12 protein-coding genes and 1 pseudogene are annotated in these 14,347 nt (G+C 43.1%); 10 read left to right on the forward strand and 3 right to left on the reverse strand.

What is annotated here, in order from left to right:
* The 9 genes from L4C33_RS00570 to L4C33_RS00610 form a co-directional block, all read left to right on the forward strand.
* Positions 1 to 596, forward strand: a 596-nt coding sequence (locus L4C33_RS00570; protein WP_428810546.1) for a YcjX family protein, incomplete at its 5' end; no start/stop codon positions are given.
* A complete protein-coding gene (locus L4C33_RS00575; protein ID WP_428810547.1) occupies positions 593 to 1,666 on the forward strand; it encodes a YcjF family protein in 1,074 nt (357 codons plus the stop codon). The genes L4C33_RS00570 and L4C33_RS00575, both read left to right, overlap by 4 nt.
* 91 nt (positions 1,667 to 1,757) lie before the next feature.
* Complete coding sequence (gene tyrR / locus L4C33_RS00580) at positions 1,758 to 3,302, forward strand: transcriptional regulator TyrR (RefSeq protein ID WP_428810548.1); 1,545 nt, start codon at positions 1,758 to 1,760, stop codon at positions 3,300 to 3,302.
* Positions 3,302 to 3,883, forward strand: coding sequence for a ribosomal protein S5-alanine N-acetyltransferase (gene rimJ / locus L4C33_RS00585; RefSeq protein WP_428810549.1), 582 nt, complete (start codon positions 3,302 to 3,304; stop codon positions 3,881 to 3,883). Before tyrR ends, rimJ begins: the two co-directional genes overlap by 1 nt.
* A gap of 5 nt (positions 3,884 to 3,888) precedes the next feature.
* Entirely contained in the window at positions 3,889 to 4,476 is a 588-nt protein-coding gene (locus L4C33_RS00590; protein WP_428810550.1) for an HD domain-containing protein, read from the forward strand.
* A gap of 48 nt (positions 4,477 to 4,524) precedes the next feature.
* Complete coding sequence (locus L4C33_RS00595) at positions 4,525 to 4,998, forward strand: DUF2947 domain-containing protein (RefSeq protein ID WP_428810551.1); 474 nt, start codon at positions 4,525 to 4,527, stop codon at positions 4,996 to 4,998.
* 202 nt (positions 4,999 to 5,200) lie between these two features.
* Positions 5,201 to 5,425, forward strand: a complete 225-nt coding sequence (locus L4C33_RS00600) for a hypothetical protein (protein ID WP_428810552.1) — start codon at positions 5,201 to 5,203, stop codon at positions 5,423 to 5,425.
* 168 nt (positions 5,426 to 5,593) lie between these two features.
* A complete protein-coding gene (locus L4C33_RS00605) occupies positions 5,594 to 6,589 on the forward strand; it encodes an ABC transporter substrate-binding protein (RefSeq protein ID WP_428810553.1) in 996 nt (331 codons plus the stop codon).
* Between the two features lies 1 nt (position 6,590).
* Complete coding sequence (locus L4C33_RS00610) at positions 6,591 to 7,961, forward strand: diguanylate cyclase (RefSeq protein ID WP_428810554.1); 1,371 nt, start codon at positions 6,591 to 6,593, stop codon at positions 7,959 to 7,961.
* Between the two features lie 64 nt (positions 7,962 to 8,025).
* Here the strand turns inward: L4C33_RS00610 and L4C33_RS00615 are convergent, their stop codons facing one another.
* The 3 genes from L4C33_RS00615 to L4C33_RS00625 all read right to left on the reverse strand — a co-directional run bounded on the left by L4C33_RS00615 (position 8,026) and on the right by L4C33_RS00625 (position 13,609).
* Positions 8,026 to 10,842, reverse strand: a complete 2,817-nt coding sequence (locus L4C33_RS00615) for an Hsp70 family protein (RefSeq protein ID WP_428810555.1) — start codon at positions 10,840 to 10,842, stop codon at positions 8,026 to 8,028.
* Between the two features lie 173 nt (positions 10,843 to 11,015).
* On the reverse strand, positions 11,016 to 12,977 hold the full coding sequence (locus tag L4C33_RS00620) for an Hsp70 family protein (RefSeq protein ID WP_428810556.1): 1,962 nt from the start codon (positions 12,975 to 12,977) through the stop codon (positions 11,016 to 11,018).
* The gene (locus L4C33_RS00625) at positions 12,977 to 13,609 is read right to left on the reverse strand and encodes a DUF2760 domain-containing protein (protein WP_428810557.1); all 633 of its coding nucleotides are present in this window, start codon (positions 13,607 to 13,609) and stop codon (positions 12,977 to 12,979) included. The genes L4C33_RS00620 and L4C33_RS00625 overlap by 1 nt, the downstream gene beginning before the upstream one ends.
* 328 nt (positions 13,610 to 13,937) lie before the next feature.
* On the opposite strand from L4C33_RS00625, the pseudogene L4C33_RS00630 reads away from it, so the two are divergent.
* A pseudogene (locus tag L4C33_RS00630) lies at positions 13,938 to 14,347 on the forward strand (sensor domain-containing diguanylate cyclase); the annotation flags it as partial.

The following is a 14,347-nucleotide window of genomic DNA, read 5'->3' on the forward strand; positions in this document are numbered from 1 at the left end:
GAATCACTTTTCTACCTTTGAATCACTTTTCTACCTTTGATAGACAAATTGTTCTTGTCGATTGCTTGCAGCCATTAAACGCTGGCTACGAGTCTTTCTACGACATGCGCGGCGCATTAGAGCAATTGATGAAAAGCTTTAAATATGGTCGAAGTAATGTTCTGAAACGCCTGTTTGCACCGAAAATAGACAAAATTTTATTCGCCGCTACTAAAGCCGATCATGTTACGCCAGAGCAGCATGGGAACTTGGCCTCTTTGTTACAACAAATGGTACACCCAGCGTGGCAACATGCAGCTTTCGAGCATATTGATATGAGCTGCATGACAATTGCATCCATTCAAGCAACGACATCGGGCTTTGTTTCATCGGGAGATACAAGTGTTCCTGCGTTACAAGGAGTAACACTTGAAGGTCAGCCTCAGACGATGTTCCCCGGGGAAGTACCGAAGAAAGTACCTCAGAAAGACTACTGGCAAGACAACGCGTTTGATTTTACTGCGTTTCGCCCACTACCGGCAGAGGCTGATCAGCCTTGTCAGCATATTCGATTGGATAAAGCACTAGAATATCTAGTGGGAGATAAATTGAAATGAGTGACCCAAAACAAGGATCAGAATTGAGAAACAAACAGCTTTTTGATCAACCGTTAAGCTCTGAGAAAAATAGCTCAAGTTCATCAAATTCCGAGCATGTCTCTCCAGAGTTAACGGCGCAAGTTCAGTTTTCTGAGAAAGCGACATTTATTCCGGTTAAAGTTGAAGAGCAGCAAGAGAGCGACAGTGAGCAACAGCTAGAGCAAGTGATTCGACCGAAAAAAGGTCGCAAGTGGCTAGCGACAGCATTAATAGGGAGCTTTTCTGGGTTGGTAGCCTGGCAAGCTGTGGACTCCGTAATTACGGCAATCCAAAGTGCTGATTGGTTAGCATTAGGTTGGGCTGGTTTTATTGCAGCAATTGCTTCGTTCGGTCTTGGTGCGATTGGTAAAGAGCTGTGGAAACTGCGTTCTTTGAAAAATCATTTTAGTGTTCAAGAGCAAAGCGAAGCACTGATCGCGAGTGACAGCGTAGGCAAGGGGAAAGCTTTCTGTATATCAATTGCCAAGCAAGGTGGCGTGAAACAAGAAAGTCCAGCATATGACAAGTGGATCAACAGTGTGAACCCGGCACATAGTGATTCAGAAGTACTCGATATGTATGACGCACTAGTGATCGCCGAGCAAGATAAGCAGGCGACTAAAGTAGTCTCTCTTCACGCGACGGAATCGGCTGCATTGGTGGCGATAAGCCCATTGGCAGCTGCTGATATGCTGCTGGTGGCTTGGCGTAACTTTAAGATGATCGACCGACTGGCAGACATCTATGGTGTTGAGCTGGGGTATTGGTCTCGCTTGAAATTGTTTAAGTTGGTGTTGGTCAATATGGCAGTCGCAGGGGCGAGTGAATTAGCCGTTGATGCAAGTATGGATTTGATGTCTATGGATCTTGCTGGAAAAGTATCAGCGAGAGCTGGGCCGGGACTGGGTGTTGGTATCTTAACCGCGCGTTTAGGTATTAAAGCTATGTCATTGCTACGTCCTATCCCTTGGAAACAAGAACGAGCTGTTAAACTTAGTGCAATTCGTAAACAAATAGTGTCAAAGCTTGCGCAAATCACACTTAAATAGAGTTTACACACATTAGAGTGCTTGACGGCTCATATTGCTATACTACAAACTAGTGTCAACTTTTCCTGACACCTTATAGTAGGAACAATTAGTGCGTCTTGAAGTTTTTTGTGAAGACCGACTTGGTCTAACCCGTGAGTTACTCGATATCTTAGCGTCAAAAGCCATCGACTTGCGTGGTATTGAAATTGATGTCTCTGGAATTATCTATTTAAACTGTCCAGATATTGATTTTGATACGTTTAGCGAACTGATGGCTGAAATACGCCGTATCACGGGAGTAAAAGACGTCCGTAAGATCCAGTTTATGCCAAGTGAAAGGCATAATACTGAGTTAATCGCTTTACTGGCGAATCTTCCAGACCCTGTTCTTGCTATCGATCTTAAAGGGTCGGTAGATATGGCTAACCATGCTGCTTTAAGCCTTTTTGATAAAAGCGAACAAGAAATTATTGGCGAGCCCGTGTCAGCGTTAATGCCAAGCTTCAACTTCTCTACATGGATCGAAGGCGATGTTAACCGTCATCGTGAGTCCATGGTTCTTGAAGGCTTAGATTATTCCGTTGAAATCATTCCCGTTTATTTGGGCGGTGACAGTAACGAAGCAGTATTAGCTAGCGCGGTAATGACGATTCGCTCAAGCCAACAAGCAGCAGATTCTCAAGACGCATTACCAGAACAGAATAACCTTGGCTTTGAACACTTTGTTGGTATATCTAATCGTCATAAAGCGCTGATCAGCCAAGCGAAAAAGCTTGCTATGCTTGACCAACCTTTGTTGATTGAAGGTGATACTGGTACAGGTAAAGAAATGCTGGCTAAAGCATGTCATAACCGTTCTAACCGTTCATCTTATCCATTCCTAGTATTGAGCTGTGCTTCAATGCCAGATGACGTAGCTGAAACCGAATTATTTGGTCATGCTCCAGGGTCGTTTAATCACGAATTGGCTCACAAGGGTATTTTTGAACAGGCAAATGGCGGTACTGTATTTCTTGATGAAATCGGTGAAATGAGCGCCCACCTTCAAATCAAATTACTTCGCTTTCTCCAAGACGGCACTTTCCGTCGCGTTGGCGCGGAAGATGAAATGCATGTTGATGTTCGTATCATAGCTTCTACACGTCATAAGCTGGCCGAACTCGCTGAATCAGGAGGCTTCCGCGAAGATCTATTCTACCGTTTAAACGTACTTACTTTGTCTATTCCAGCATTGCGTGAACGCTCTAACGATGTTGGCCCACTTCTAGAATTATTTGTTGCTAAATACGCGCAGCAACTTGGTTTACTTAAACCTAAGTTAGATGAAGAGCTCGTTGAACAACTGGGTAACTATCAGTGGCCTGGGAATATTCGTCAACTAGATAACATGGTACTGCGCGCATTAACTGAACTTGAAGGCGATCGCCTTACTGTCGAACATTTTCATTTGCCACAACTTGAGACGGTCGCGTCTGGAATGGCGAACTTGAATATAGATGGTTCTCTTGATGAGATAATGAAAGACTATGAGTCTCAAATTCTTGAGAAGCTGTATCAGTCGTTCCCATCGAGCCGCAAATTGGCTAAACGTTTGAACGTGTCTCACACCTCGATTGCCAACAAGTTACGAGATTACGGGATTCGTAAAAACTAATGGAAGATTTCAGCACAGCGGAAAAAGTGTATAAAAAAGAGGGCGGTTTGCTCGTTAGAACAGCAAACCCAGATGATGCTGAGATGATCAGCCGCTACTTCATTGAAAATCGTGAGTTTCTTAAACCATGGGAGCCAGCCCGTGAAGAAGTGTTTTTTACTGCTACAGGTTGGGCGCAGCGTCTTATTAAACTTCATGAACTGCATAAAATGGGGCTTGGCTATTATTGCTTATTGATCGACGCTGAAACTGATAAAATGCTGGGCACTATTTCGTTTAGTAACTTATCACGCTTCCCTTTTTATGCATGTAACGTTGGCTATTCACTGGCTCAAAATGCTCAAGGTTCTGGCTACATGCGTAAAGGCTTACGTATGGCCGCGGACTATATGTTTGAGCATCAAAACATGCATCGACTTATGGCTAGCTATATGCCGAGAAATAAGCGTAGCGAAGCGGTTCTACAAAGTCTTGATTTCGAACGTGAAGGCTATGCAAAAGATTACCTTCAGATTAATGGGCAATGGGAAGATCATGTACTGACTTCACTGGTTAACCCAAATTGGGAAGACAAAAGGTAAAGCAAATGGACAGGCTGAAAAAGCAGTTAGAATTACTGATTGAACTGGATAAGCTTAAGTCAATTTTACGCCGAACACGCGTTAAAAGTGCCGATAAAAGGCTTGAAAATAGCGCGGAGCATAGTTGGCATGTTGCTCTTATGGCAATTCTATTAGAAGAGCATGCTAATGAACCTGTAGATATTGCTCGCGTAGTGAAAATGTTGTTAATCCATGATGTTGTAGAGATCGACGCTGGCGATACTTTGGTTTACGACATTGCCGCTGCGCAAGAACAAGAAGCAAAAGAGCTAGAGGCTGCTCATCGTCTATTTGGAATGTTGCCTGAAGAACAAGGCAAGGCTTTACTGGACACATGGCTAGAGTTTGAATCCGCTAAAACCGCTGACGCTCAATTTGCTAAGGCGTTGGATCGACTAATTCCAATGTTGCTTAATCACCATAATCAAGGTCAAAGCTGGATGGAGCATGGTATTGCTCGTGAGCAGGCTTTAACTATCAATAAAAAAATTGAGCTTGGTTCTACAGTGTTGTGGGACAAGGCTCAGCAAGTTATAGAAGATGCGGTCAACAAAGGTTGGTTGAAGCCTTAGGCTGCCAATATCGATCGCCATAAAATCAAATTGTTTCGAGGATATTTGATGTCGTATACAACTTTGGATGAATACCAAAGAAAATGGATTTTCACTCACCAGTCTATGCCTTTACCGTCTGAAGAGTTGGAGAAGATCAAGCCTATGACTCAGGCGCGTGCTTCACAGTTCTGGAAAGAGAACGTAAGCCCACAAAGCCCTGATTCAGAAAGACTAAGCTCGCAGGATTGGCCAAGTAAAGCATCAAACTGGTCAGAAGAAGTTAATTGGATGTCTCACTGGGATGCGGATGAACCAGAGCTTCCTGAAGAGATCCTAGCGCATATTGATTGGCAAGATGATGTGACAGTTTACTTCTGCTACGAGAAGTACAACATCTTAGAAACTAAGTGGTCAGTATTTAAGAAACACTGGAAAAACTTCCTTTTCTACGATGATGGCCCAATCCTATTAGGCCGCCGCCGTAGCGAAACCTTATGGTTTAGCACGAAAGGCTCAGTGAAAATTGGCCATAGAGCTTAGGTTAAAACAGTTTTAAAAATATCAAAAAAGCGAGCTATGGCTCGTTTTTTTTGGTTTATATCTGGCTTACTGATTTTGTAACACTATGGAAAAACACAATAAAGATGGAAGTAATTAACTAATAACTGTTTTTATGTACAGTTAAATATTGCTTTGTAGCTAAGCTTATCTATACTGGTTATATAAACAGTGGGAGGTGCTTATGTTGTGGGACACTTTAGAACGCGTTAATAAACTGCGTATACAAGCTCTTCAAGATTCCGAGTATTTGGATTCGGCTCAATTACATGCCGATTCAATACGTAATGAGGAATGTGACAAATTATCAGCGAGCTTCGCTCGACGGAAATCATCCAACCCCAAAAAACTCTCCGATATTTACGAAAACACCGATTTTTCAGTTAACCCTGGTGGTCAGCACCACTGATCATAATTTTTGTTAGACGTTTAAACAGCCACTCTCAACACTTATTGATTAGTGGCTGTTAAAACGAATGAGTTGATTACTCTTTTTATATGGTTTTATGCGTCAATCACAAGAAATCTAACGGATTCAGACTAATATTAAACTAAGTTCACTTGAACTGAGGTAGTTATGAATATCGTTACCACTAAAAGAATGCTCGCCATCGGGCTAAGCTTGTTCGTTGTTCTCCTTATTTATGTGAATAATTTCAATCACTCTAATAACCAACCTGCAGAGGTGGTTCGTATTGGAGTGTCACAAACGCCTCTTTCATCACCTTTTCTCATTGCCTCAAATAACCAGTATTTTGAAAAGCTTGGTTTGAATATTCAGCTAGTTCCTTGTTTTGGAGGAGTAGCGTGTGCAGAAATGCTATTTAGCGGACAGGTTGACTACGCTACTGCTTCTGAGTCTGTCGTCATGTTCCAGAGCTTTAAACGAAACGACTTTAAGGTGCTTGCTAGCTTTGTCGGATCTTCAAACGATCTAAAGCTTTTAACCTTGCAAGGACAAAGCATAAGCAAAATTGAAGATCTATCAGGCAAGCGAGTAGGGTTGATCAAGTCAAGTTCGAGTGAGTTCTATCTCGACTCTTTATTGATCGCTTCAAATTTAAAGAAAATGCAATTCGATAAGGTTTACTTGCCTCCACAGGAGCTAGGTAAAGCCCTGATTTCTAATCAAGTAGACGCCATTTCGGTCTGGGAACCCTACGGTTATTTGGTGGAAGCTGATGCTGAAAAGCACCTTACTAATCTAGGTATTGCAGGTATTTATACGCTCTCATTTAATTTGATTACGTTAGAGCAAACTATAAATGCTGACCATGGAAGTGCCGCTCTAATTCTTGAAGCTTTGGGTTCTTCAATTGAGTGGATTCACAATAACCCCGACTTGTCTCGGGCACTTATCGCTCAGGAGCTAAATATTCCTATAGAGCAATTAGAGTGGTCATGGAACGACTATGTATTTRGGCTTTCATTGGGCAATGCTTTGTTATCTAACTTACAGCAGCAAGCAAGATGGGCGTTGGACTCAGGGATTGTTTCAGGAGCACAGCCTGACTATAGAAGTGTGATGTTTAGAAAGCCTCTTGAAGAAGTGCTTCAGCAGGGAGCCTTTTGATATGAAGGGCTCTATTTATAGAAAATTACATATTCTCTTCATTTCGTCATTTTTGCTGGTGGCAGTGATTACTGCATCTTGGTGGTATGTGTTAGAAAAACATGAGAAAGCACAGAAAGCGATATCTGAAGTGATTCAAGTTCAAAGAAGTGTCGACTTGTTGAGGAGTCAGCTTTGGGTGTTTTTGCAGTTTGGAGATCAAGTTAGTTTAAACGCTGTCTTGGAAGCTCAGAAGGATTTGTCGGACAAGTTAGACGCATGTACGTACCTAGGTGATGAAGTCGATAATATTAAAACGATGAATAATGGGTTAGTGGGGTTGATTGATCAGGAGTCTAAGCTCATTCAACAACATAATATGAGAAATTTTGTAGCAAACTCAGACTCTCGAAATGTGATTCAGGCTATTACGCTTTTGCACTCCAGATACAATATGATTGTTCAGAATATGGTTGATGAACTATTTCACTTACAAAAAGCCCTTTTACTGACAAAAGCTGAAGAACAGAAAAACACCTTAGTCACGAGTGCCATTCAAATTTTGGCCTTCGCAATTTTAGTACTTTGTATTTCGACGATGATACTGCGACGTTTTCGAGTGGGGTGCCGAACCATTCGCAAGGGCATTAAAGATCTAGGCAGCGGTAACATGAATAGCCGAGTCGGTTCTGAAAACTTAGACAGTGAGTTTGTTGTTATCGCCAATACTTTTAATCAAATGAAAGAGTCTCTGCAGCAAACCACAGTCACTAAAGATGAACTAGAGCGTGAGGTTAAACGTCAAACCTCTAAACTTGAGAAGCAGAAAGAGCAGTTAACTTTCCTATCGGAGCGAGATCCTCTGACTGGGTTATTTAACCGAAGGGCGTGTAAACAGATGTTAGAAGAGGCAAGTAAAAAAGCTAAGCGATCCAAATTGAATATAGCGTTACTTTTTCTCGATCTCGATAAATTTAAATTGATCAACGACTGTAAAGGGCATGAAGCCGGAGATGAAGTTTTAAGATACGTAGCGTCCAGACTAAGCCAAAACATTCGAGAATCTGACTTTGTTGGGCGGATCGGTGGAGATGAGTTCGTGGTGTGCCTAGATCTACTCGATACTTATGATGGTGTTGACGCTAAAGCGAAGCAATTGGTTGAGTTGTTACGGGAGCCTATGATTATCGGTGGTGAAGCGGTTTCTGTTGGGGTGAGTATTGGAATTAGCTTGTACCCTAAACATACAACCGATATCGCATGCATGTTTAAGTTAGCCGATGCGGCTATGTATAAGGCTAAGCGTAGCCAGAGCCACACCTATTTTTGCCATAGTTCGATACCAGAAGAAGTTTCTTTAAATGAGCCGTCGCTCAATGAGAGGCATCAATGATTGATAATTAGTGACTCATGAAAGGAAATGGTCTGTAAACAATGTTGCCTACAGACCGATAAAGCTATTGGTTGATCAAACTTAGACCACTTGGTAGTGCATCACCAAAAATACGTTTTGATTCGTTTTCTGACAACTCCTTCACTTCCTCAACTAAACCAACCCAAGCTTCTGGTACTTTACTTTGCGTCAGTTTTGTCAGTACTTGTTCACGGTAATCATCGGAAATATCAAATAACCGGTCACCCGTCTTTCTACAAATCATCACGGTCGCGAATGCTGCCATTGGTTCCTTTTGCCAATTTTGTTCAAGCATTTTTGGTAGCCATTGCTCAACTTGTTCCCTTGGGATTACGTTATGCTGACTACCATATAGTGGAGTTCGTGACGCCAAACGCCCTAAAGCCCACCAGTGTGCTTGTTCAAATTGGTTTTGGTTTATCGCCTTATTTAAGAACCAAGTAGAGAGTAGAGTTTTATCTTCAACATCTAAATGCTCTAGAGAAGCTGATAGGCGAACCATGGCTTCGTAACCTTGCTCCTGCGCTTCTTTTACTGACTTAGGGTTTCTAGCAGCACCTGGGTGTAAATACTTGGCAATGTCTGCAAGAATAGTTTCTTGTTGTTCTTGGTTTAAACCACCAGAAACTCGACGCCAGAATACCCACCAATCAGTCCAACCTTGATGGTTTTGGAACTGAATGCTTTGTTGGTAAAGTCCCCAGACTTGCTCCATACGCCATGAATCGGTCGGATCGCCAAAACCAGGTCTCATTGCAAAACCGGCTAAGCGTAGCCAGCTTTTCTCATGTTGTTCAGAGCGGCGACGTCGCTTGCGCCCTAAAGAAAAGGTATCGAACAGTTGACGTAAGGTGGTGAAATCCCAATCATCACGNTTACCGAGCTTTTTCTCTAAATCTTTAGCGAGTGTTTTGATTTCTTTGGTATCAGCACTCTTCTTATTACCGCTATAAAGGCGAGAAATGAGCTCTTTGCACTCACCTAAACGAGGGTGCAGGTTCTCATTTTCTTCTGTATCAGCTTGCTGATTACGAACTTCAAATTCGAGCTGCCAACGTTGGCTATCGTCATCGACACTCACGCATTCCATTTTTAGTGTACCAACCTCTGTAAGTTGGCAGGCAAGTTGAACTTCCACCCTTTCTTTTTGATTGGCTTGTAGGTTCGTATCTTTACTTCCATCTAGCGTCGAAATATACGGAGGAAGTGGCGAAAATAGGTCTGGGTCGACATTAACCATCACGCCATTTTGAATCGCTGTATTGTTGCTCAACGTATCGTGAGTTGAAGTGAGAAGGTTAAATCGGACTGGTTCACCTAACGTAAGTGAGAATCGTCGACCGTTCAAACGAATCTCGTTCCCTTCATCAGTCCCTTTAGCCAGTAAACATAGAGCTTTGYCCATTTTGTTTTTTTCTTGTAAGTGCAAGAAATATGAACGAGCAGCACCGCCGCCAATTTTTAACTGAGCACCGCGTCTTGCCTTGCCGAAAGCTACCGCACCAAGTGCCACTGACCAATCAGGATGCGGGTTATCCAATACCGTAACAGGGGATCCGCGCCAGTTTCCTAGTAGGTTGGTAATACGCTCGGTCACTAGTTCACTATTGAATACACCACCATTGAGCAGTAAACCAACAGGAATAGCAGGGCCTTCTGAAGTCTGGTCTAGGGACTCCAACGCCGCTTTAGAAACTTGTTGGTATTGAGTTAGGAACTCGGCAACGTGTTTGCTTACTGCTGGGTCGGCGACATATGGCAAACCAAATTCGACTACAGCACTACGACGTTTATCGGGTGTCTCAGAAAAATCAGAAAGAGGGAAAAAGCCGTCTAATGCGATTTGGTGAACTTCGCTTTTGGTTAATCCAACGCTCTTAGTTCCGCCAAGTAGCTTAGAACCGCTACCTAGCATAGTGATCTTAACTTCTTCAGGCGCATCGGCTGAAAGTAGATGCTCTTTGGCTTTACGAGTTTGCTGTATTAGCTTGGTTAAACTCGCTGCGTTCAGCTTCTTAGTTTGATTAAAGCGTTGTTCTGCAAGGTGCGCTAACGCTAAATCTAAGTTATCGCCACCGAGCATCAGGTGTTCACCGACGCCAATTCGATCAAGTGCGAGCTCTTCACCTGCAAACTTTGCTTCGATTAAGCTCAAATCGGTTGTACCACCACCGACATCACATACTAATACTAACGGCAGTGGCTTGAGTTCGTCTGCGGCGGTTTGCTGATGTCGAGCATACCAGTCGTAGCAGACTGCTTGAGGCTCTTCGAGCAACACGATTTTGGTTAAACCTGCTAGGGATGCCGATTCTAGAGTCAACTTACGTGCCGTTTCATCAAATGAAGCAGGCACAGTTACCACAACGTCTTGGTCTTCTAATTTATTGCTTGGGTTACGGTAGTTCCAGGCTTGCCTAATGTGGTTTAAATAGCTTGCACTGGCCGTTACGGGGGAAACCTTGTCAACGTCGGTGGCACCAGCCCAAGGTAAAATTTCAGAGTTTCGGTCAACCGCTTGGTGTGACAACCAGCTTTTCGCGCTGGATACCTGACGGCCTTCAACTTTGGCACCCAGTTCGCGAGCCCACTCTCCGATAATGGCATTCTTAATATCACCTGCAACAGGCTGTACTTCCCATGGTAAGGAAAGGTCTGAAGGAGATATTTGTCCATTAGCAGGATGATAACGGAAAGAAGGAAGAAGCGGTTTACGCACCACTTCTCCCGGGCCAATGAGTTGGTCGATTTCAAACAGTGATACAGGGGATTGCTGTAGGTCGTCAGAGATTTCACAAAATGCTACAACAGTATTTGTTGTACCTAAATCTATCCCAACGAGAAAGCGAGGAGATGCCATTACTGAACCTCACGTTATTAATTATGGAAATTAAACATTATGAAAGTAAACGAGGTTGTTTAAGTGTTCGATACAATCAAACGATTGTAAATAATACCATTACGATGGTATGCGCTACGTTTACTGACTTTAGATTTAAAAACGGCACCCGTTTGGATGCCGTTAGAAGGTGTTTAGTGTTGAACGTTCTCAGAATCATCAGACGAAGCTGAATCCTCTCGAACATCAAACTCAACGTGCCATTTCTGACCGTTGTCCGTTGCTATCGCTTCTAAGTAAAGAGTACCTAACTCAGTAACGCGAGATGCCAAGGTGACAGGAACAACTTCACCTTCACGTCGGCCTTCAGATACTGGTAATGTAACTTGAATTTCAGGTAGCTCTTCTAGGTCTTCAGGGTTCCAGTAATCTAGGTGAGTACCAGCAACATCTTCACGACGTGTTGTTGAACCGAAGAATTGGAAATGCACAGGTTCACCAATCACCAAACCAAATTCCTGGCTAGGAACTTGAACTCTAGAGCCTTCTTCCATACCAAACGGAGCCACACACAGTGCTTCCATTGGTGGAGCCATGCCTGGAATAGCAGGCATCGCACTTTCAATTCCTACGTAGTAAGAAGATGCGATACCACCACGAATACGAACTCCCTGGCCACGACGTACTGCGCCGTAGTAAGAAGCGCCACTCGCAACGGCAAGGTCTAAATCAAGGCCACTCAGTTGTTTAGCAAGCTCTGCATCTGCATTGACGAGCCATTCATTAATAGTGTCAGAAAGGCGAGTTGCTAGTAGATTCGATTTTAGTACACCACCGTTGAATAAAATTGCGGTTGGTTTGATAAAGTCGGCAGTTGGTGCTTCAGCACCCGGCATACCCGGCATGTTTGCAAATGGGTTGAAATCTTGCTGAGCAGATTCATTACCGCTATTTCCAGAAAGCGCATTCGCTTGCTTAGATAGGAACGCTGCAATGTGACGAGTAATACCTGCATCTTGAGCGTAAGGCAGACCCATTTGAGTAAGTGCGCCACGCGTCTTTTGTACAGGGTGCTCAGTAACGGCTACTTGCGGGAAGAAACCATCGACTAAAGTTTGTTGAACTTCTTGCTGTGTTAACTCAGTTTTCAATGTCGCGCCCAGTAGCTTAGAACCGCGGCTAGGGACAACAATCGGAACAGCTTGCAATTCAGCATCATTCAATAGGGCTTCTTTTGCATCACGACATGCATGAGTCATAGCTTGAACTTGCCATGGTGCTAGTTCTTTGCCTTCTTGAGCCAGCTTCATTTTCAAACGGTAAGCCAACGCTAAATCCATGTTGTCACCGCCTAGTAGGATGTGTTCACCTACAGCGATACGATTCAGTGTTAAGTTACCTTCTTCTTCTGTTACTTCAACTAAAGAAAGGTCAGTTGTACCACCACCGATATCAACAACCAGTACCACGTCACCAACGTTTACTTCATCACGCCACGTGTCGTCGCTGTTATCAATCCAGCTGTAAAGTGCTGCTTGAGGCTCTTCAAGTAGAGTTAAATGTGTAAAACCAACATTACGAGCTGCTTCTGCTGTTAAATCGCGTGCAGCTGGATCGAAAGAGGCTGGTACCGTGATTGTCACATCTTGTTCAGCTAACTGGTGCTCAGGGTGTGTGTGGTTCCAAGCTTCTTTTAGATGCTCAAGGTAAAGCTCAGTTGTTTTTAATGGCGATACTTTTTCAACTTCTTCTGGGCTTCCTGCTGGAAGGAAAGCATCACGACGGTTTACGCCACCGTGACATAGCCAAGACTTAGCGCTGGCTATCAAGCGAATAGGTGTTTTAGAACCAAGGTTACGAGCAATTGCACCAACAAGAGCGGTAGGCTCTGAAGACCAAGGTAGAACACGTGAAGCAGGGTTCATTTCGTGTTCGTGTGGCTGGTACAAAAATGAACCTAGCTGGTTACGTGTTTCAACTGTACCTGGCGCAGTTAATTGCGGGATTGGCATTACTTGAACGCGTGCATCCTCATCAGAAGTATCGATGTAAGATAAAACACAGTGAGTCGTACCTAAATCGATACCCACACTAAACTTTGGGTGTTGAGCTGTATCTTGAACCTGTGTGTCAGTCGAAAGGTTTTGGTTGTCCATTAAAGCTCTACCTCTGCTGGTGCGATAACTGAAGCATCGTAGTTTTCAGCAAGTTTTGGTAGGTTCATTTCTGTTGCTTTCCAGCCTTTATGAACTAGGGTGCCATTAAATGGAGCGTTACCCGTTACGTTGCCCGTTAAACGAACTTCTTGAGGATTAAAACCGTCTTCAATTGTAATGCGAGTTTCTTCTTCTTCATTACGGATGTGAGTCAAGCTTACGTAGTCACCTAGTACCTTTTTACCACCAGTGTGAATAACACGCGCAGCTGCACCGACTTCTTCATCAGAGAATGAGGTTAGGTCTTCCTGTAGGAAATCAATTAGGCGAGCTTCTTGCTGCATGATAGACAGTAGCTGCATTGCAGAATCGGTAGAGGCCGTTGCTAGTTTAGATTCAACTTCAACAACCTTTTCTACTACTTTCTCAACTTCTACTACTTTTTCTACTTCAACAATCTTCTCGACTGTTTTCTCAACTTCAACGATTTTTTCAACCGGTTTTTCAACAATTTTTTCGACTACTTGAGTTTTGCGAGAAACAGCAAGAAGTAGCAATAAAACGCTTGATGCAGTAAGGCCTGCGTGAAGCATGTCAAACGTTTGTGGGATTAGGTTCAAATCAACGATCATAGTGATTTCTCTTTAGATTGATTTAATGGCGTAATTACCTGACTAGCTAGGTAATACGCAGACACAAGAAAAGTATCTAATTAAGCTTAAAATATTGGGGAGATACTAGCATATTCAAGGTCTAACGCTTAATAAAATGGCGCTGTTCATGGCTTATCTTTACTCGATAGGTGAAAAAAACGGCTAAAAGTAAAGTGTCTGGAGTTGTAGTACTCCTAAGGGTGTTATTTTAATCAAACTTTGAAAGCTTCATTGATATACAAGTATAGAGAATGGGTGGCGGTTCAGTTATTATTTGGCGGTCTTCCTTTATCTCATTCGAGTAAACATGCCCCACACAGCACATTCGATGACTCGATTTAGTCGGCTCACATACTCGCTTAGCACTTTCCTGATATCTATGTTAGTTACTGTGGCTTGTTTGGCGGTTATCTATCAGATTCAGAAACTCTCAAACTACCGAAATATCGAGAACCTAGCAGAAAGGCAAGTAGAGAGCCTAAGAGTCTTTATTAGAAATGATATTGCTTACATCGGTTCGGGTGCTAACTTCTTTCACTCGGCTGATAAAGACGATTGGCGAAAGTTCGATTTGTTCGCCAAACACACTATTGGTGATTCCCATAGTTTGATTGGCTTACAATGGATGGAAAAAGTAGAAGCCACTGATATTGCCACTCATACCGCCGAACTTACAGCGCGTTTCCCAAGTTATGAATTACATACTGTCCCTAAAGA

This window comes from Vibrio makurazakiensis, from assembly GCF_050337375.1.
In the GTDB taxonomy this organism is placed as follows: Bacteria; Pseudomonadota; Gammaproteobacteria; order Enterobacterales; family Vibrionaceae; genus Vibrio; species Vibrio makurazakiensis.

What these genes read in the sequence shown, in the direction of transcription:
- L4C33_RS00610 (WP_428810554.1), top strand. Translation starts at nt 6,591, where the DNA reads ATGAAGGGCTCTATTTATAGAAAATTACATATTCTCTTCATTTCGTCA.
- L4C33_RS00620 (WP_428810556.1), bottom strand. Translation starts at nt 12,977, where the DNA reads ATGGACAACCAAAACCTTTCGACTGACACACAGGTTCAAGATACAGCT.
- L4C33_RS00590 (WP_428810550.1), top strand. Translation starts at nt 3,889, where the DNA reads ATGGACAGGCTGAAAAAGCAGTTAGAATTACTGATTGAACTGGATAAG.
- L4C33_RS00600 (WP_428810552.1), top strand. Translation starts at nt 5,201, where the DNA reads ATGTTGTGGGACACTTTAGAACGCGTTAATAAACTGCGTATACAAGCT.
- L4C33_RS00595 (WP_428810551.1), top strand. Translation starts at nt 4,525, where the DNA reads ATGTCGTATACAACTTTGGATGAATACCAAAGAAAATGGATTTTCACT.
- L4C33_RS00625 (WP_428810557.1), bottom strand. Translation starts at nt 13,609, where the DNA reads ATGATCGTTGATTTGAACCTAATCCCACAAACGTTTGACATGCTTCAC.
- L4C33_RS00575 (WP_428810547.1), top strand. Translation starts at nt 593, where the DNA reads ATGAGTGACCCAAAACAAGGATCAGAATTGAGAAACAAACAGCTTTTT.
- rimJ (WP_428810549.1), top strand. Translation starts at nt 3,302, where the DNA reads ATGGAAGATTTCAGCACAGCGGAAAAAGTGTATAAAAAAGAGGGCGGT.